The sequence below is a fragment of the Methanobrevibacter sp. genome, assembly GCF_045611865.1.
Lineage (GTDB): Archaea > Methanobacteriota > Methanobacteria > Methanobacteriales > Methanobacteriaceae > Methanocatella.
This window is the reverse complement of sequence record NZ_JAZKXX010000017.1, coordinates 36,893-56,063: the sequence shown is the minus strand read 5'-3', so window position 1 is coordinate 56,063 and position 19,171 is coordinate 36,893. Positions and strand designations below refer to the sequence as shown.

Here is a 19,171-nt window from a genome sequence, read left to right as displayed (position 1 = left end):
AAACCCTCAAAATCTTTTAGTAGATTGGCAAGCTCCATACGTAATTGTTCTTTTAAGAAAGTATCCATAGCACTAAACGGTTCATCCAACAATATGACGTCAGGCCCATAAGCCAATATACGGGCTAAAGCTACTCTTTGCTGTTGACCTCCAGACAATTGCCTAGGATATCTTTTTTCCAGACCTTCTAAATGAAAACGTTTAATCAACTTAGCCACTATTTCCTTGTCATCATCTTTGGATAATCCAACACCCACATTCTCTTCAACAGTCATGTTAGGAAATAGAGCATAATTTTGAAATAGATACCCAACATTTCTTTTTTGAGGTTTTAAATTAATTTTTTTATTAGAATCAAAATAAATTGTTTCTTTGCCAGTGTTTAAACTTACAACACCGTCATCTGGATCCACAATACCTGCAATGGATTTCAATGTCATACTTTTACCACAGCCAGAAGGTCCAAGAATGCCCAAACACCTTTTTTTAAGTTCAAAATTAACATCTAAGTCAAATTCTTTAAGTTCTTTGTGGATATCAACTTTTAATGATTTATTACTCATAACCTAATCCCCATGACTTGAAACTATTTCCATTGTTTTTCCTTTCGTATAGAAACAAAATCCATGATAAAAATAGCTATAAACGCTATAACGACAATTATTATTACATAATTAAAAGCATCTCCCATATTACCTGCAGCCACTTCTGAGAAAACGGCCATAGGGAGAGTTCTTGTTTGTCCTGCAATATTACCTGCAAGCATTGCTGTTGCACCAAATTCTCCTAAACCTCTAGCATATGCAAGAATTCCACCACTGATAATTCCCGGCAATGCATTTGCAAATAAAATCTTCCAGAAAATTTTCCATTCTGACATGCCTAATGTACGACCTGCATCCAATAAGTTAGAATCAACTTGTTCGAATGCTCCTCGAGCAGAACGATACATTAAAGGAAAAGACATGACGACTGCTGCAATAACTGTCGCATACCATGAAAATGCAATTTTTACAGCAAAAAATTCTATAAAAAAACTTCCTATAGGTCCCCTAACACCAAAAATATACAATAAAAAAAACCCAACTACAGTAGGAGGCAATACAATTGGTAGTGTAAAAATACCATCAAGTACTATTTTTATTGAGTCATTTTTCATTTTAACAATACCCCAAGCAACAATCAAACCTACAAAAAAGGTTATGAAAATTGATAAACTTGCAGTTTTCATTGAAATTAAAATCGGGGACCAATCAGTCATCATGTTCTATATCACCTTTAAAAAAAAAATTTATTATTCACATGAAATCATGTGAATAATCCAATTTAGATTTATTCATGAATAGTAAATCCATATTCAACGAATATATCTTTTGCTTCTTGTGTTTGTAAGAAGTCAAGGAATGCTTGTGCTGCATCAGCATCTTTAGCATCTTTAATCATAGCTACAGGATAGATAACCGGAGTATCTAATGCATCTTCAGGAGCTTCACAAACAACTTTAACATCTTCAGTAGATTTAGCATCGGTAGCATATACAATACCACAATCAGCAGATCCTTGAGCTACTTGGTTTAATACAGCAGTTACATCAGTACCTAAAGATAATTTAGATTCGATAGAATCCCAAATGCCTAGATTGGTTAATGCTTCTTTAGCGTATTGGCCTGCAGGTACAGATTCAGGATCACCAATAGCAATAGTACCATCGACATTTTTTAAATCCTCAAATGAAGAAATATTTGCATCAGAGTCTGCAGGCACGATTAAAACAACTTTGTTTTCTAAAAATTGAAGATTAGTATCGTTATCAACTAAACCTTCATCTATTAAAGCATTCATTTGTTTATTGGCCGCAGACATGAATACGTCTGTTTCTAAACCATTTTCAATTTGAGTTTGTAAATCCCCACTGGAACCATATGTAGGTGTAACTTTTGCACCAGGATATTTTTCTTCAAACATAGGGATTAACTTTTCATCATAAACATTTTTTAAACTAGCAGCCGCTGCTAAATTAACTTCTTTTCCATCTAAGCTAGCATCACTACCATTACTACCACTTAGGAAGTCGAAGAAACCAGCACTAACTACAGAACTTGCACAGACGATTGCTATTACAGCAATAACTGCTACAATTAACATCTTTTTATTGAGTTTCATGAGTGTCCTCCTCTTTAATAATTACACAATCAGACATTAAATAACTAAACAAAGATTAGTAAAATAAAATGCGAATAAACTTCATATACATATCAACTTAATTCGGATGACATGATTGACAATTTAATTATATCCCATTTGTTAAAATTAAAAATAATAATATCAAAATCCTTAAAATAATATTAATATCATTAAATAAAATTCATTTTAAGTTTTAGGATACTATTTTCCCAATTCATTTCCCAATCCCAAATTACAATTTAATATCATGATTAGCAATTATATTTCTATTAGTTACGATATATAAATTTATTCATAACGGCATATTAATATAATCAAACTTTTTTAATTGACATTAATTTGGATTATAATTTAATATATAATCTTAATTTTATCTATAATTTATTTTAATTTGGAACAAGCAGATTTAAATCAAAATACATGTTTTTTACATGTCGTAATTTCAAATATAATCCCACTTGTTATATTCTTTGGTAATCCCAATATAAAGATTTTGTTATGAATTATTCATTAAAAAAACATATCGTAAAATCAAAACGTCTTAAAAAAGGATTATAAAACAAAATAACCATTTTAAAAAGAAAAAACGAATATAAATTAATTACCTATCTAAAAAAAATGTAAATCGAAAATCAAAATAATTAACATTGCATTTACAAAATTACAATAAAAATATTAAAAAAAAGTTGTTAAAAAAAATAAAATAAGAAAAATAAATTAATATTTTCCCTATTTTACCTATTGTTTAGGAATCCTCTTCATGATTGAAAAATAATTAACATTTTTATACTTAATCATTCAATAATATATATTGGTGATAAATTGTTAGAAGAATATTTACCTTTCATGGGATTAATTATATTTGGGAACATTGAAAACCTAATTTTAGCATCACAGGGTGTTGTTCAAGGTGTTAACCCTAAAATTTTAGGGGGATTAAGTATTATTGTAGTAATCCTTTGGTTGCTAATTGGAACTGTAGCTACAAATCTTGCAATACAATATGCAAATTACATCACATTTATTGGTGGACTTGCAATATTCATATTAGGTATTCAAGCAATCTATGAAGCAGTGAAAAACATTAAAGCTACTAAAAGGGGCGAATAAAATGGTGGATTTAAAAGCTTACGCTCCATTTACCGGATTACTTATTTTCGGAAACATTGAAAACCTAATTTTAGCATCACAAGGTGCTGTTGCAAGTGTAAATCCAATTACATTAGGTGGATTAAGCCTAGTTGCAGTAATAATCTGGTTATTACTTGGAACATACGGAACAAGAATAGCTATTAAATATGCTGACTATATCGAAATATTTGGTGGAGTAGCCATAATTATTTTAGGTGCTCAATCAATGTTTGAAGCTATGGGAGTAAACCTTTTCCCATAATCCTTATTTTTATTTTTTATATTTAATCTAAATTTAATAATCTAATTTTAAAAAAAAGAATAGAAGTTGAAAAGCAACTTCTAAAAGAGCCCACTATCTTCTAAACGTTTTTCAAGATAATGTGCTGGTTTATCTGCTTTTGTTTTAACAATAAGCATTATAATAACAGTTAGAATTCCAATTGCCAAAAGTGTGATTAATGAAGGCAAATAATTTGACCAAACAAGACCCAATTGCGCTTCACGCACTAATGAGATACCATATGTCATTGGCATAAATGGATGCAACATTCCAAAGATCGGTTTCATGATTTCAACCGGATACATTCCCCCAGTTCCAGATATTTGAAATACCAAAAGAATTATTGCAATTCCTTTTCCAACATTTCCCAATGCTGAAGTAAAGGAATATATCAGAACCATGAATACCACCGACACTATCATTGCAGATATGATAAACAATATAGGATTTACAATATAAATTCCCAAACCAAAAGCACCGAGTATAGTGACAGATGCCTGAAGCATACTTATTACTACAAACAGCAATAACTTACCGAAATACATTTCAAAAGGAGTGTATTTTGTATTTTCACTGTTTCCAGGGTTCAATAATGTACAAGTAATCAAAGCACCAACCCACATAGACAATACTAAATAAAATGGAGATGCCATTGATCCAAAATTAGGTACTGAAAACACTTCTTGTTCATCAAACTTAACTGGAGAAAACAAATAATCTCCAAGCATTGTTTCATTAATTCCAGTTACTGCTGAAAGTGAATCCGCAGAAGAACCTAAAGCGGAAGATGCTGCAAACAATGCCTGTGCTGCAGAATTTGAAAGCAGAGTTGAACCTGCTGCAAGAGCTAATGAACCATCAACCAGGTCAACTGAACCATTAGCCAACTTGCTAGACCCTTTTGCCAACTCACTAGCACCCGTTGCCAATTTGCTGCTTCCTTCAGCAAGTTCCACATTGGCTTCACCATAATCACGAACAGGACCCTCCGGAAGTAATGAAGGATCAATAGTATTTTGAAGCTCTTCTGAACCTTTTTCGACCTGTTTTGAACCACTATCAATGGCTTCTGTACCATTAGTTATCTTTTTTTCACCAGCTTTAATGAGGGATGCACCGGAAGTGAGTTGTGATTCACCTGCAGAAACTTGACTTGCACCAGCTGCAAGTTGACTTCCACCACTAGCCAATTGACTAGAACCAGATGCAAGACCACTTTGCAACTCACCAAGCTTATCAAAAGCTGCTAAATCTATAAACTGAACAATTTTCGCATTTAATGCAGTATAAACCGCATTTGCACCAGTGGTAGTTATCTTAGAAGCAACCGGGTTTGCTTTCACATTTACAATAAATTCAAGTTTAGCCTCTTTAGGATTATCAGATGTTATTGAAACAACATTTTCTGTGAAATTTTTGGGTATGACGATTCCAGCATAATATTTGCCGTCGTGAACCCCTTCACGCAGTTCATCCTCTGACATGAATTTCCAATCAAACTTGTCATTATCTTTAAGATCACCAACCAACTCATTTCCAATATTGAGTTTTTGACCCTCATAAGAGGCACCTTTATCCATATTTGCAATTGCAAAATCTAATTGGCCTGTTTCTTCATAAGGATTCCAACAGGCATCTATATTTACAAGCGCATAAAGGGAAGGTAGAATAATGATTGCAATTAAAATTAAGATAACAACTGGATTGGAAAATGCTGCCTTAGCATCACTTTTTGTAATTTCAACAATATTACCAATATCTCTTCCACTCATTTTAAACCTCATTAAAATTAAAATAAATTATACTATTAATAATTTAATATTTCTTATTATGTAAATATATTGTTTTTTGTAAACAATGTCTCTTTCAAAAACTTGTGTGATTTGAATTTTTGCTAGTTTTTGAGTCACGAATTTTTCTCGTTCTATTTTTTCTTTATTTTTAATTTAAAAGCAGTAAAATTAATATATTAAGTGGAGCTAATATATTAATATGTCCACTAACAATATAAAAGCTCCATATGAATGTATGGAGTTAAAAGAATATAAACTTTCCGATTTTGTACCTGAGTTTTCTGAATTCCGTCAATTTGATGATCTTTCTCGATTTGGTTGTGAAAATATTGAGAATAATCTAATTAGGTTGGAAAAACGTGGTAAAATTCATTTTGAAAATAGAATTGTAGTTTGTCCAAGTTGTAAGTCTCATCATACTGTTAAAAATGGAACTTATGAAAGAAAACTTATTTTTTTAAGAATTGGTGAGCGAATTTGCACTATTCAGAAATATAAGTGCAAAAAATGTGGTAAAGTCTTTTATACTGACTTATCTTCTCTTGTTTATTCTAATTCTAATATTACTTTGCCTGTTATTGATTGTATTGAAAATCTATATCAAATTTATGGGGCAGGACTCCATAAAATCCGATTTGACTTAAAACAACAACATAACATTGAAATCTCACATCAGAGCATAGAAAACATCATATTGAACTCTAATTATCAATTTAACTATAAAAATTGGTATTATTCTGGATATTACTTATTTGACAGTCATTGGGTAAAAATCAATGGAGAATGGAACTACATTTTAGCATTATTCGACGTTAAATTAAATACTCTTGTTTCAGCTAAATTGGTCGAATCAGAAGATTCTACGACTATTTATCAATTTTTAAACGAATCACTAAGAAATCAGAAGAAGATTTCAATTGGGACTGATTTAAAACATGAATATCGTGAAGCCATAGATAAATTAAATGTAAAACATCATTTCTGCAAATTTCACGTCAAACAAATGATAAACAGAAGATTTAAAGACTATTTTGACAAAAATAAATTGAATGGTGAAGAACATGATGAATTAATCGATTTAAAACAAGACATATTTAAAGCATTAGATGCAAAAGACTTGAATGAAGCAAATAAATTGCGAGATGAATTAATTAGAAAAAATTATCCAAAAAATAAGTTTACAGACAAATTAATATGGAAATTCATCATTCCTTACTATAAAAAACTAACGACACACCTTGAAAACTCGAACATTCCATCAACGAACAATAAAATTGAAAATATCTTTCAAAAAGTATTTCCAAAACACATAAAAAGAACAATGAAAATAGAACAAGGACTTTTAACAAGATTCATGCTAAAACTAAATCATTGGAACATAAAAAATGAAAAAGAAAAAAATCACACAAGTTTTTGAAAGAGCCTAAACAATCTTCAAAAAAAATATATTATATCATTGACAAAAAACATAACAATTAAAAAAATAAGGTGCAAAAATGAGATTTAAAAAGAGTTTGATAATCTTGGCTTTACTCATCATTTTATTGTCAATCACCACCGTTAGTGCTATTGACAATGAGGATGTTCAAATAAGCGAAGATAATGACCAACCCCTTGAAGAAATCAATGCTGATGCAATCACATCAACACAAGAAGACATTCTTAATGCGAAGGCCAAAGGAACATTTACACAATTACAAGAGATAATTAACCTTACCCCTGCAGGGTCTACAATAAATTTAGATAAGGATTATTCTTATGATGAGGGATTTGATACAAAAGGTATCGCAATCAATAAAAATTTAACAATTAATGGTAATGGACACACTTTAAACGGGTTATCCAAATCCAGAATCTTTCTTATTAATTTTGAATTAAACAAAAACAATAAAATCGTATTGAATGACATAAAAATCACAAATGGTTATACTGATTATTACGGTGGAGCCATACTTAATTTTGGTAATTTAACAATTACTAAATGTACTTTTACCAATAATCGTGCTAAATACTGTGGAGGAGCAATTGCCTCAATAGGGCATGTGGAATATAAAAATTCAGTTTTCAATAAAAACACAGCTATTGAAGGAGATGGAGGTGCAGTTCTTACAGTATCCCTATTAAAATCAATTGATTATTTCATAAACGCTTCTTCCAACATTGATATAACTAAAGATATAAATTCTATTTTAGAGTTAATATTAAAAAAAACAATTACACTTGAAAAAGAAAACGTAAAATCCTGTACTTTTAAAAATAATGTTGCTAAAGGGCGTGGTGGTGGAGCAATATATGCCTTCGGTCCAATTGACATTACCTCATCCACATTTACTTCAAATAAAGCAAGTTCAGTTGGTGGTGCCGTATTTGCAAATAAGGATTTATATATTAAGAATTCAAAATTCAATGAAAACTCCGCAAAAAAATATGGTGGTGCAGTATACTTCAGATGCCACGAAATTGGTGGAAACTATGTTAATGGAAAATGGGTTAGTGGAACTGTTACCTATTACAAATGTCTAATCGAAAATTCTAAATTCATAGATAATGTTGCAAAAGCCAGAGGTGGAGCAATATATGGATTCAGATATAATGATTCAGATAAAACACATGGTGCAAAAGCTGTAAAATGTAGTTTTGATGATAATCTTGCAAAATCTGGAAAACACATATATGGTGGAAGTAAATCAAAATGTACATTTAAAGAAACCACAATAACCTTAAATAAAGTTACAGTTAAAAAATCTGCTAGCAAATTAGTTTTAACTGCAACACTTAAGAAAAATTCTTCACCACTCAAAAGCAAAAAGATTACTTTTAAATTTAAGGGCAAAACATATACTGCAAAAACCAACAAAAAAGGTGTTGCAAAAGTTACCATTAAATCAAGTGTCTTGAAAAATCTTAAAGTAGGCACACAAGTTGGTTATAAAGCAAGTTACAAAAAAACCAGTGTAGTAACATTTACTACTAAAAGAACTGCGATAGTTAAAAAATAATCTTGAACTACCTCGCCTTGAGAAGGTGAGGTATTCATGCACCTTATTAAATTCTACTTTTTTTATTTCCCCTCAAGAGGACAAACTACCTATCATTTTATTTAAATTACAACCAATTAAATGAAAATTAAACTCAAAACCAACATTTTAATTAACAATGCAATTAGTTAAATTAGTTTAATAGTTAAATCTCAATAATTGTAAAATGATCATGTAGATTGAACAGCATATCTAGAAAAAATTCTCAATTTTTATAATTATTTTTTCTGTTAAAAAAAGAAAAAGAAAAAATAAAGGATTTAATCTCCTTTATTCCAGTTTACAATACCATATACCACGCATAAAAGGGTAGACAATATAATTCCAAGATATACTCCCCAAATCCATGGGTCTTCGATACCTAAAATTGCCATTATGCATCACTTCCTGTATCAATGTTTGAAAATGCTTTATCAAGTACCTCTTGAGCTGGAGGTTTGGTAAGTAAACTTACAACAATTGTAAATATTGCTGCTATAGGTACTGCTATTAGCATTACATCAATAAATGGCCATGGTGCAGTTGGTATTAATGTTTCCACACCAAATATGAATTTACAAATTCCAAGACCTGCAGCAGTCTTTTTGAACATGAAAATTAACCAGAATAGACTTACAAATGTTCCTGAAAGAATTCCTGCAATAGCCCCCAGTCTTGTAATTCCTTTCCAGTAGAGTGCTCCTAAGAACACTGGTAGGAATGCTGCTGCACATATTTCAAAGAATAAACTTGTTCCAAGTGCAACTACACTTCCTGGAAGTGAAAATGCCATTACTAAAGCTAAGATAATAGCTATTAAAATACCTACTCTTGAAATTGAAACATCATCCAATTTTCTTTTTGTCTTATCTCTTAAAGTGGAGTAAATATCTACACCAAATGCAGTTCCTTGAGTGTGAAGTTGTGAAGATATTGTAGACATTGCCGCTGCAATCAAAGAGAGTAAGAAAATGTATACAAACCATTCCGGAAGGGCCATTGTAATAAATGTTGGAATAATCTTATCGATGTTTCCTCCAACCACATCTACTGCAATCTTACCTAGTTTATCGAAGAAATATACATTTGAAAGTGATCCTACGATATAAGCAGTAGTTGGCATGACAGCAATGAAGATACCACCAATTAAAACTGATCTGTTTAATTCCTTATCAGATTTAACTGTCATGAATCTTACAATCAAAGATGGTTGAGCTAGTACCCCAATACCCACACCAATTAATGTAGATGATACAAGTGACCACCAGAATGGAGTTCCAAACTCCGGAAACGATGTCCACCCCGTACCTCCTGTGGAAATAGCATCAGCAGGGTATAAATTAACCATTCCTGAAAGTGCAGTGTTTGCAGTGTCGACTCCTCCAAGTAACCAATATACAAATACAAGTAAAAATACCATAGCAACAACCATGATTGTTCCTTGTAAGGCATCAGTATACATTACACCACGTATTCCTCCAAATAATACATAGAATGTAATGATAATGGATAAAATTAGAAGTGCAATACTAAAATCGATTAATAAAGATGATTCTAAAAATCTTGCAGCCCCAATTAATACTACTGCAGCATAAATTGGCATTGCACAGAAGATAATTAAACCTGAAGCATATTGGATAAATCTACTGTCAAAACGTTTTCCTAAAAACTCCGGAAATGTCAATGAGCCTAATGCATGACCCATACGACGAGTTCTTTTTCCTAAAAATACAAATGCGATGAATACACCGATAATGATGTTTAAGAATGCTAACCATAAAACACTCATACCATATTCACCAGCGACTCCTCCAAAACCAACAATAGCAGCTGTCGAAATAAAAGTAGCTCCATAACTCATTGCCATGATAAATGGATGTGTATCTTTACCAGCAATCATGAAGTCTTCAGAGGAATTAGTTTTTTTGTATGCATAATAACCTACAAAAACAAGCGCGAATATGTAGACTATAAATACAATTGCTAAAATCATGACGTCCATAAATAATTACCTCTAAATATTAAAGATTAATATTACAATTATATATTAGAAAAATAAATATATAAATGTTATCGCATAAATATACATTATTGTACAAATATGTGCATTAAAATGAGTTTTTAACCATAACACAATAATTAAAAGCAATGACAAAATAATAATAATTAAATAGCTACACAAAGTTATAAAATCAAAAAAATAGGGATACTATGTTTTGGAATGAAAAAGCTGAATGTATGAACAAAGAAGAAAAAGAAAAAATTCAACTAGAAAGACTACAAGAAACCGTTAAGATGGCTTATGAAAATGTTGAATTTTACAAAAAAAGATTAGATGAAGCAGGTGTAAAACCAGATGATATCAAAACTTTAAAAGATATCGAAAAAATACCTTTTACAACAAAAAGTGACTTAAGAGAAGCTTATCCTTTAGGCCTACTTGCAGTACCTCGTGAAGAAATTGTGGAAGTTCACGCATCTTCTGGAACAACAGGAAAACCAACTGTAACCGCATACACCCAAAATGATTTGGATATATGGGGAGAATGTATTGCACGTGGACTTAAAATGGCCGGTGCTGACAAAGACTACATCATTCAAAATGCATACGGATACGGTTTATTCACTGGTGGTTTTGGTATCCACCACGGTGGAAATAAAATGGGCGCAATTACACTACCTATTTCGGCTGGAAATACTCAAAGACAACTTGACACAATGGTTGATTTCCAAAGTGACATTATAACATGTACTCCATCTTATGCCATGTATCTCGGAGAGTCCAGAGAAAAAGCAGGTATTGCTCTTGAAGACATTAATTTAAAAGCAGGAATTCATGGAGCTGAAATGTGGACCGACGAAATGAGAAAAAGAATCGAAACATCCCTCGGAATTAAAACATACAACATTTACGGATTAACTGAAGTAATGGGTCCTGGTGTTGCACAAGAATGCAGTTATCAAAATGGAATGCACATACAAGATGACCAATTTTACCCAGAAATCATTAATTCAGATACTGGGGAAACTTTAAGTTACGGTGAAAAAGGTGAACTTGTCCTAACATCCCTTACTAAAACTGGAATGCCTATTTTAAGATTTAGAACAAAAGATTTAACATCTCTTATTGGAGAAAAATGTGAATGTGGAAGAACAACTGTAAGAATGACAAGAATCACTGGAAGAAGTGACGACATGTTAAAAATCAAAGGAGTTATGGTTTTCCCATCACAAATTGAAAAAGCATTACTTAAAATCAAAGGAATCAGCCCTAACTACATGATTCATGTAACTAGACCAGATATTTTAGATGAAGTTGAAGTTAAAGTAGAAGCTTCAAAAGAGTTATTCTCTGATGAAATGAAAGAAATGGAAAAAGTTGAAAAACAAATCCAAGCATCTATTAGATCTGAAACTGGTTTAAGAGTTGATGTAACAATCTGTGAACCGGAAACTCTTCCAAGAAGTGAAGGTAAAGCTGTTCGTGTAATTGATGAAAGGAATTTTGATTAAGGTGATAAAATGGCAGTAAAACAAATTTCAATTTTCGTAGAAAACAAAGAAGGAAGGATTAAAAAAGCTATTGACACATTAGCTAAAGAAAACATAAACATTCGTGCTCTTTCAATAGCTGATACAACAAAATATGGAATATTAAGATTGATTGTTTCAGATAACGAAAAAGCAATTGAAGCCCTTGAAAAAGATGGTTTCATTGTAAAAGAAAATGATGTCATTATTTTAGCAGTTCCAGACAAACCTAATGGATTAAACTCTACTTTAGCTGTTTTTGATGAAAAAGGAATCAATTTAGAATACTTATATGCATTTGTAAGCAGCAAAACAGATGAAGCTATCGTAGTTATGAGATTAGAAAATATGGAAAAAGCAATAAAAGCACTTGAAGAAAGTGACGTTAAAATATTAGACGAAAACGATATTAAAAATTTATAGAAAAGATTAAATTCTTTTCTACCCTATTTTTTATATTAAAAAAAGTAAAGAAAATAACTAGAATTCTTTTAACATTGTAGCTATGTCATCTCTTGAATAACCTAAACGTATGAATAGGCTTTTTAGTGGTTCATTGTCAGGAATAGAACCCAATTCTTTCCAGTTTTTAAAGTCATTTGATAAGATACCATTGATTAAAAGCTGAATAGTAATTAAATCTTCACTTTTAACTGCAATAAATGCATCTACATCACCGAAAACATTTTCTGGATCAATTAAGGAAATTTTACCATCCCTGTCCTTTTTTATAATAGCATTGTCAATTTTGTAAGCCATAATAACCACTACTTCATTTCTGTTTAAATCTTTATTTTAAATAGTATTTAAATTTTTAACTTTTAATTGAATTGTATCCACTTTCGATAGCTTTTAAATTCATTTCATGGAACTTTGGTTTTAAGTTATTTTTCATTGCATCGATGACAGATTCTTTAGAAAGTGGAAAATTATCATCCGCAGTTACTGCGCCTAAAAGAACCATATTTAAAGATAAAACACTGCCTGCATCCATAGCTAATTTAGTTCCATCGATTGGAAGCACATATTTGAAATTTTCTTTTAAAGTTTTTGTAATGCTGTCGACACTAGGATAAGCATTATCACTTGAAGAAGGTATTATCGGGTGTGTATTGTAAACAATTTTAGTTTCACTATTTACCTTATCGAGCCCTCTTATTGTTTCAACTGGTTCAAAAGAAAGCAACATGTCTGCACCTTGTTTTGGAATAATTGATGAAGTGTAACCTCCAATTTTCAATTCGGTTGAAACGGAACCTCCTCTTTGAGACATTCCATGAATTTCACTCATCACTACTTCTAAACCTTGGTTCATTGCGGCTTCACCAATGATTGTGGAAGTCTTAATAATTCCCTGACCTCCTACACCGCAAATATAAATACTATAATGATTATCCATATTATCACCTTCCTGCCTCTAAAGCTCCATATTTACAAACTTGTATACATACATTACAACCATCACATTGTGATTTATCAATGGTTATTTTTCCATTGATTTTTGAAATAGCAGGGCATGCTAGTTCACTTACACATTTATCACAATTATTACAGTTACTTTCAATAAAGTTAACAGGTGGCTTTTTAGTTAAACCTTTAATTAATGTACAAGGAGCTTTTGATACAATTACCGCAGTATCATCTCTTTGAAACGCTTCCACATAAGTCTTGACAACTTGTTCCAAGTTAAACGGATTGATTACACGCACATAATCACATCCACAAGCAACTGCCAATTTACGAATTGACACTTCCGGTGCTTCATCACCCATTCCATCAATTGGAATTCCAGGGTTTGGCTGACCACCAGTCATTGCTGTAATTCTATTGTCTAAAACTGTTAAAACAAAGTTATGCTTATTGTGGACTGCATTGATTAATGGTGAAATACCACTGTGGAAAAATGTTGAATCACCAATAAAACTTGCTACCTTCTGGTCTGTTGAAACTGAAAATCCACATCCGTCACCAACACTTGATCCCATTGACAACAAGTAATCTGCAGCATTGTATGGTGGATTAATTCCAAGTGTGTAGCATCCAATATCTGATGCGAACACTACATCTGACGGTTTTAAGCCCAATTCCTCAATTGCTTTGTTTATTCCATAATACATTGCTCTGTGAGGGCATCCGGCACATAATACTGGAGCACGGGAAGGAATATCTTCGGATAATTTTTCTAAACTATCGCTAAACTTAATTTCACCATCTTCTTTGAAGTTTAATACTTTGTTTAATCCATCTGCTACAACATCGGAGTTGAATTCGTGATAAAGCGGGAAAGTTTCATCTAATTTACCATGAACAGTAACATTGAGATTTTTAGCACCAATAGTAATTAATGTATCTTTTTCAATGATTGGGTCTACTTCCTCTACAATGAAAACTTCGTCCAAATCCTTTAAAAATTCAGCAACTTTATCCTGTGGAAAAGGATATGAAAATCCTAATTTTAAAATATTAATATTCAAATCATTGAATTTGACAACATCATGAGCATAATTGTAAGCACTACTTGAAGCAATTATTCCATACTTTTTATCATCAGTTAAGACAATTTCATGATTGTATTCACTATTATTTGTCAAATCTTCGATTTCGTGAATTTTATCCCATAATCTTACATGCATATCCCCTGCAAATGCAGGAACCGGAACATATTTTGATGGGTCTTTGTTGAAGTGACCTCTCTTCCAGTGATTATCGTTATTTGATGAATTGTCAGCCACGTCGCCAAATTCCACAACACCCCTCATGTGAGATACGCGGGTGGTAGTTCTAACAATGACTGGAATTTTAAATTGTTCTGACAGATCAAATGCATATTTAACCATATCTTTAACTTCTTGACAATTGGATGGTTCTAAAATAGGTACATTAGCTAATCTTGCATAATTACGAGTGTCCTGTTCATTTTGAGATGAAAATAATGATGGATCATCAGCGGACAATATAACCATTCCACCATTGACACCTGAATATGCTGTTGTCATGAATGAATCGCTAGCAACATTCATACCTACATGTTTCATAAATGTAAATGACCTTAAACCGGATGCCGCTGCGGTTGCTGCAACCTCCATGGCCACTTTTTCATTAGTAGAAAATTCAAAATAAATATTAGCATCTTTAGCCAATACAGATAATACATTTCCAATCTCTGATGAAGGAGTTCCGGGATAAGTAGCTGCAATAGAAACCCCCGCTTCTATAACTCCCCTAACAGCAGCTTCATTACCTAGCAAAAATTGTTTTTCACCAGATACTCCTGTGACTAATTCTTTTAAATTCATTATAATTTCCTCAAAACAATCATTAATACAACATTATTATATAATACTTTAAGATATAAATAATATATTATAATGTTTTGTATGCTTAATAAATTGGAGGGATAAAATGATTAAAGTATATGTTTCAAGATTCAATCGTGAAACTGACACAGAACCTCATTTAGAGTGTTATGAAATTGAAAAAACACCCTATATGAAGGTTTTAGATGCACTTCAAGCAATCAATGACAAATATGATGCTGACATTAGTTTTAGAAGCTCCTGTAGGGCAGGCCAGTGTGGATCATGTGGAATTTTATTTAAAGGAAATGGTGCCCTCGCATGTCAAAAGGAAATCAGTGACGGAGCAATCATTGAACCATTGAAATTCCCGATCATTAAAGACTTGATTGTTGATAAAAGCAGTATTGAAGCCAAAGTGAAAGATTTAGAATTGTCCCTTCAATGTGATCACAAAAATGAGCTTGACAATACTATTACCAAAGAAGAAACCAAAGATACAAAAAAAGTCAGAAGTTGTATCGAATGTTATTCCTGCCTTTCAACCTGTCCTGTTGTCAATATAGCAACAGAAGAGTTTGGCGGACCTTATTTGATGAGATATATTGATAAGTTTGAAACCGACCCAAGAGAAAGCTTTGATAGATTAAAAGAAGCATTGGATGAAGGTTTATACAACTGTACCAGCTGTGGCAAATGTTTAGCAGTCTGCCCTAAAAATATCAACACATTCGGTGATGCGATAGAAAAAATGAGAGCTATTGCAGTTGCAAATGGTTCAGGACCACTCCCAGAACATGTTCAGTTTAAAGAAAATATTTTAGAAAATGGAAGGTCAATAAAAACAGACAAAGCATCATTTATCGAAGAAGCAGAAAATTATACTGGTTCAAAAGTAGCTTTCTTTACCGGCTGTATGGTTGACTATAAGTTCCCAGAAATTGGTCACAAATTAGTTAAAATCCTAAAAGAAAACGGAATTGATATTGATGTTCCTGAAGGTCAAGTATGTTGTGGTTCCCCACTTTTAAGAACCGGTCAAACCGACATTGTTCAGGAACTTGTTGATAAAAATAAAGAAGTTTTCAAAGATTATGATACTGTAATTACAATCTGTTCAGGTTGCGGAGCTACTTTAAAAAATAACCATCCGGAATATGGTTCAAAGCTTAATGTGATGGACATCAGCGAATTTTTAGTAGATAAACTTGATGCAAACAAACTAAAAGAAGTTGACATGACCGTTACCTACCACGACCCTTGTCACTTGGGCAGAGGTCAAGGAATCAAAGATGCGCCAAGAGAAATTATTGAAATGATTCCTGGCGTTGAATTTAATGAAATGCTATATCCTTGCCAATGCTGTGGAGCCGGTGGTGGGATAAAATCCGGAAAACCAGAAATTGCACTTGATTTATCAAAATCCAAAGCTGAAATGATTAAAGATACTGGTGCTGATGCAGTAGTTACAATATGTCCATTTTGTGAGCTAAACTTGCAAGATGGTTTAAATGCAATTGGTTGTGAAAATATCAAATCAATGCATATTCTTGAGTTATTAGATAAAGCTTATGAATAATTTAGGAGTTGATTAAAATAGGAGATGCTGCCGTGAGTGAACAAAAAGTAATGGAAACTGCTTCAATGAGTTCACCAGATAAAAAAGAAGAAAGCAAAAGCGAAGAAAAATCAACTTCCGCAAGAAAAGCAGCATCCAAAAAGCAATCCAGAGGAACAGGAAGAGTTAAACTTGTTCGTGAAAAGGAAGAACAAGAAATAAGTCTCTTTAAAGAAAATATTTACATTGTCTTTGTAGAGTGTGAAACTCCTGGAAATATTGGGTTTCTTGCAAGAACAATGGCAAACTTTGGATTGAAAAATTTAATATTGATAAACCCTCCAACTTTAACAAATGAAGCATTTTATCAAGCCACACATGGTAAATACATTGTAGAAAATGCAAAAATATTTCCTACATTAGATGATTTTTACCAATCCCAAAGAATAGATTTTAAAGTTGCTTCAACTGGAATGGCTGGAGGAAGTTATAATCTATCAAGAATTCCAATAAAACCGGAAGACCTTGGTAAATCAATTAATGTTTCAAATAAAACTGCAATTTTATTTGGAAGAGAAGGAAATGGGCTTACAAATAAAGAAATAGAAAATTGCGATATTTGTGTGTCAATTCCAACAGATCCAACATATCCAATCATGAACATTTCACATGCAGCAGCAATAATATTTTATGAACTATTCAAAAACAAACATGAATATGGTGTTGAAGGCCTTGTTGAAAGTAGTGATTTGGAAAAAGAGTATCTAGTCAAAGATATGCAGGAGTTAATCAATTATTTGGATATTCCTGAGCATAAAAAGAAAAATGGTCTTAAAACCTTCAATAACATCGTTTCAAGAGCATTTATAACTGGTAGAGAAGCACATACCTTAAAAGGTATATTAAGAAGACTAAAAATTAAACTTGGTGAACAATGAGGCGCCCTAGATTTGTAGATATTAGTATTTTCATCCTCAAATATATCTTCAATTGGAGATTTTGGATAGCAGAGATAACTAAAAAATCAACTGCTTACAAGAAAATTGTAGATAAGATGCTGTTTGAAGATGATGAAATCCTTGTTATACCAAATACAATAAACATCAATCAAAAGATAGAATCAGAAGGTTCAGAGTTCCTACCAACCGAAATCATTAAAGGAGTTATTAAACGTTGCGATGATATTGTAATAATGAATAGCTGTCTTTGTAGAACTTCAAATGACTGCAAGGACTATCCTCAAGATATTGGATGCATTTTCCTTGGCCCAACATCAAGAAAAATTCCAGAACATGTTGGTAAAAAGGCAACAGTTGAAGAAGCTCTTGCCCAAGTAGATAAAGCGGATGCTGCCGGTTTAAGCCACATCATTGGGCGAAATAAAATCGATACTGTATGGATGAATATAAGACCAGGTAAAGGTTTATTAACCATTTGCCACTGCTGCCCATGCTGTTGTTTGTGGAAGGTATATCCTAATTTAGATGATGACATAAGCGACAAATTAGAAAAACTTGATGGTGTAGAAGTTAAACTTCATGAAGACAAATGTAAATTATGTAAAAAGTGTTTAGACGAAGTTTGTATGTTTGATGCCATCAGTTTAAAAGATAATAAAATAACAATTGATTATGATATCTGCAGAGGCTGTGGCCTTTGCGTTAATACATGCAAATTCAATGCCATTACAATTGACTACAGTGATGAAACCATCGACAACGTAATCAATAGAATGGAAGATTTAATTGAAATTAAAGATTTATAAACTAACTTGTGTGAAAAAATGGCTATTTTAAGTGATAAAACTATAAAAAAATATTTAGAAGAAGGAAAAATAGTAATTGACCCTCTTAAAGATGAAAAACAAATACAACCATCTTCTGTTGATATGAGATTGGGAGATGAATTTAAAGTATTTAAAGTAATTAGAAAACCTTATATTGACCCAAAAGATGAAGAAGATGTTGCATCATATATGGAATCAACAACCGTCAAAAAAGGCGAAGCATTTATAATCCACCCTAATGAATTTGCCTTGGCCACTACTTCAGAGTATGTTAAAGTACCTGATGATTTGGTTGGAAGAGTTGAAGGCCGTTCAAGTATGGGCAGATTAGGTGTTACCATGCACGTTACAGCAGGCTTCATCGACCCGGGTTTTGAAGGAAAAATTACTTTAGAAATATCCAACATTGGTGCAATGCCAGTCGCTCTTTATCCTGGTCAAAGAGTATGCCAACTAGTATTTGAAACCATGACTACTCCTTCTGAAATACCTTACGGCCATCCAAGTAGAAATAGTAAATATATGGGTCAAACTCGCCCTGAAAGCAGTAGAGTTAAACAAGATTACGAATTGAAAAAATAATTTGGAGATT

General features: G+C 32.2%; 19 protein-coding genes. 10 read left to right on the top strand and 9 right to left on the bottom strand.

The window, feature by feature from the left end:
- The 3 genes from ACKI32_RS01830 to modA all read right to left on the bottom strand — a co-directional run.
- A partial coding sequence (locus ACKI32_RS01830) for a sulfate/molybdate ABC transporter ATP-binding protein (protein WP_407412969.1) occupies positions 1-563 on the bottom strand: 563 nt, incomplete at its 3' end.
- A gap of 23 nt (positions 564-586) precedes the next feature.
- A complete protein-coding gene (modB, locus tag ACKI32_RS01825) occupies positions 587-1,261 on the bottom strand; it encodes a molybdate ABC transporter permease subunit (protein ID WP_407412973.1) in 675 nt (224 codons plus the stop codon).
- Positions 1,262-1,332: 71 nt separating this feature from the next.
- Entirely contained in the window at positions 1,333-2,163 is an 831-nt protein-coding gene (gene modA / locus ACKI32_RS01820) for a molybdate ABC transporter substrate-binding protein (protein WP_407412968.1), read from the bottom strand.
- 843 nt (positions 2,164-3,006) lie between these two features.
- On the opposite strand from modA, the gene ACKI32_RS01815 reads away from it, so the two are divergent.
- Both ACKI32_RS01815 and ACKI32_RS01810 read left to right on the top strand, forming a co-directional pair.
- The gene (locus tag ACKI32_RS01815) at positions 3,007-3,294 is read left to right on the top strand and encodes a hypothetical protein (RefSeq protein WP_407412967.1); all 288 of its coding nucleotides are present in this window, start codon (positions 3,007-3,009) and stop codon (positions 3,292-3,294) included.
- 1 nt (position 3,295) lies between these two features.
- Positions 3,296-3,577, top strand: a complete 282-nt coding sequence (locus tag ACKI32_RS01810; protein ID WP_407412966.1) for a hypothetical protein — start codon at positions 3,296-3,298, stop codon at positions 3,575-3,577.
- An 80-nt stretch (positions 3,578-3,657) separates the two neighbouring features.
- On the opposite strand, the gene ACKI32_RS01805 is transcribed toward ACKI32_RS01810, so the two are convergent.
- Positions 3,658-5,370, bottom strand: a complete 1,713-nt coding sequence (locus ACKI32_RS01805) for a YhgE/Pip family protein (RefSeq protein ID WP_407412965.1) — start codon at positions 5,368-5,370, stop codon at positions 3,658-3,660.
- 220 nt (positions 5,371-5,590) lie between these two features.
- On the opposite strand from ACKI32_RS01805, the gene ACKI32_RS01800 reads away from it, so the two are divergent.
- Complete coding sequence (locus ACKI32_RS01800; protein WP_407412964.1) at positions 5,591-6,808, top strand: DDE-type integrase/transposase/recombinase; 1,218 nt, start codon at positions 5,591-5,593, stop codon at positions 6,806-6,808.
- A gap of 79 nt (positions 6,809-6,887) precedes the next feature.
- A complete protein-coding gene (locus tag ACKI32_RS01795) occupies positions 6,888-8,390 on the top strand; it encodes a pectate lyase-like adhesive domain-containing protein (RefSeq protein ID WP_407412963.1) in 1,503 nt (500 codons plus the stop codon).
- A gap of 299 nt (positions 8,391-8,689) precedes the next feature.
- Here ACKI32_RS01795 and ACKI32_RS01790 read toward each other — a convergent pair whose 3' ends face one another.
- Both ACKI32_RS01790 and ACKI32_RS01785 read right to left on the bottom strand, forming a co-directional pair.
- Complete coding sequence (locus tag ACKI32_RS01790; RefSeq protein WP_407412962.1) at positions 8,690-8,803, bottom strand: symporter small accessory protein; 114 nt, start codon at positions 8,801-8,803, stop codon at positions 8,690-8,692.
- Positions 8,803-10,410: a sodium:solute symporter gene (locus ACKI32_RS01785; RefSeq protein WP_407412961.1), complete on the bottom strand. Its 1,608-nt coding sequence runs from the start codon at positions 10,408-10,410 to the stop codon at positions 8,803-8,805. The genes ACKI32_RS01790 and ACKI32_RS01785 overlap by 1 nt, the downstream gene beginning before the upstream one ends.
- Positions 10,411-10,619: 209 nt before the next feature.
- Here ACKI32_RS01785 and ACKI32_RS01780 point away from each other — a divergent pair, with 209 nt between their 5' ends.
- Positions 10,620-11,921: a phenylacetate--CoA ligase family protein gene (locus ACKI32_RS01780; protein ID WP_407412960.1), complete on the top strand. Its 1,302-nt coding sequence runs from the start codon at positions 10,620-10,622 to the stop codon at positions 11,919-11,921.
- A gap of 9 nt (positions 11,922-11,930) precedes the next feature.
- Positions 11,931-12,362, top strand: coding sequence for an amino acid-binding protein (locus tag ACKI32_RS01775; protein ID WP_407412959.1), 432 nt, complete (start codon positions 11,931-11,933; stop codon positions 12,360-12,362).
- Between the two features lie 57 nt (positions 12,363-12,419).
- Here ACKI32_RS01775 and ACKI32_RS01770 read toward each other — a convergent pair whose 3' ends face one another.
- Genes ACKI32_RS01770 through iorA form a run of 3 tightly spaced genes read right to left on the bottom strand, consistent with a single transcriptional unit; the run spans position 12,420 to position 15,235 of the window.
- Positions 12,420-12,698: a hypothetical protein gene (locus ACKI32_RS01770; RefSeq protein WP_407412958.1), complete on the bottom strand. Its 279-nt coding sequence runs from the start codon at positions 12,696-12,698 to the stop codon at positions 12,420-12,422.
- Positions 12,699-12,753: 55 nt separating this feature from the next.
- Positions 12,754-13,338, bottom strand: coding sequence for an indolepyruvate oxidoreductase subunit beta (locus ACKI32_RS01765; protein WP_407412957.1), 585 nt, complete (start codon positions 13,336-13,338; stop codon positions 12,754-12,756).
- Between the two features lie 4 nt (positions 13,339-13,342).
- The gene (gene iorA, locus ACKI32_RS01760) at positions 13,343-15,235 is read right to left on the bottom strand and encodes an indolepyruvate ferredoxin oxidoreductase subunit alpha (protein ID WP_407412956.1); all 1,893 of its coding nucleotides are present in this window, start codon (positions 15,233-15,235) and stop codon (positions 13,343-13,345) included.
- A 106-nt stretch (positions 15,236-15,341) separates the two neighbouring features.
- On the opposite strand from iorA, the gene tfrB reads away from it, so the two are divergent.
- From tfrB to dcd, 4 genes are read left to right on the top strand one after another with little or no spacing between them, the layout of a single operon-like run.
- A complete protein-coding gene (gene tfrB, locus ACKI32_RS01755) occupies positions 15,342-16,814 on the top strand; it encodes a fumarate reductase (CoM/CoB) subunit TfrB (protein ID WP_407412955.1) in 1,473 nt (490 codons plus the stop codon).
- Between the two features lie 8 nt (positions 16,815-16,822).
- Positions 16,823-17,731, top strand: a complete 909-nt coding sequence (locus ACKI32_RS01750) for a TrmJ/YjtD family RNA methyltransferase (protein WP_407412954.1) — start codon at positions 16,823-16,825, stop codon at positions 17,729-17,731.
- Entirely contained in the window at positions 17,728-18,558 is an 831-nt protein-coding gene (locus ACKI32_RS01745) for a DUF362 domain-containing protein (RefSeq protein WP_407412953.1), read from the top strand. The genes ACKI32_RS01750 and ACKI32_RS01745 overlap by 4 nt, the downstream gene beginning before the upstream one ends.
- 18 nt (positions 18,559-18,576) lie before the next feature.
- Positions 18,577-19,161, top strand: a complete 585-nt coding sequence (dcd, locus tag ACKI32_RS01740) for a dCTP deaminase (RefSeq protein WP_407412972.1) — start codon at positions 18,577-18,579, stop codon at positions 19,159-19,161.
- Positions 19,162-19,171 lie beyond the last annotated feature (10 nt).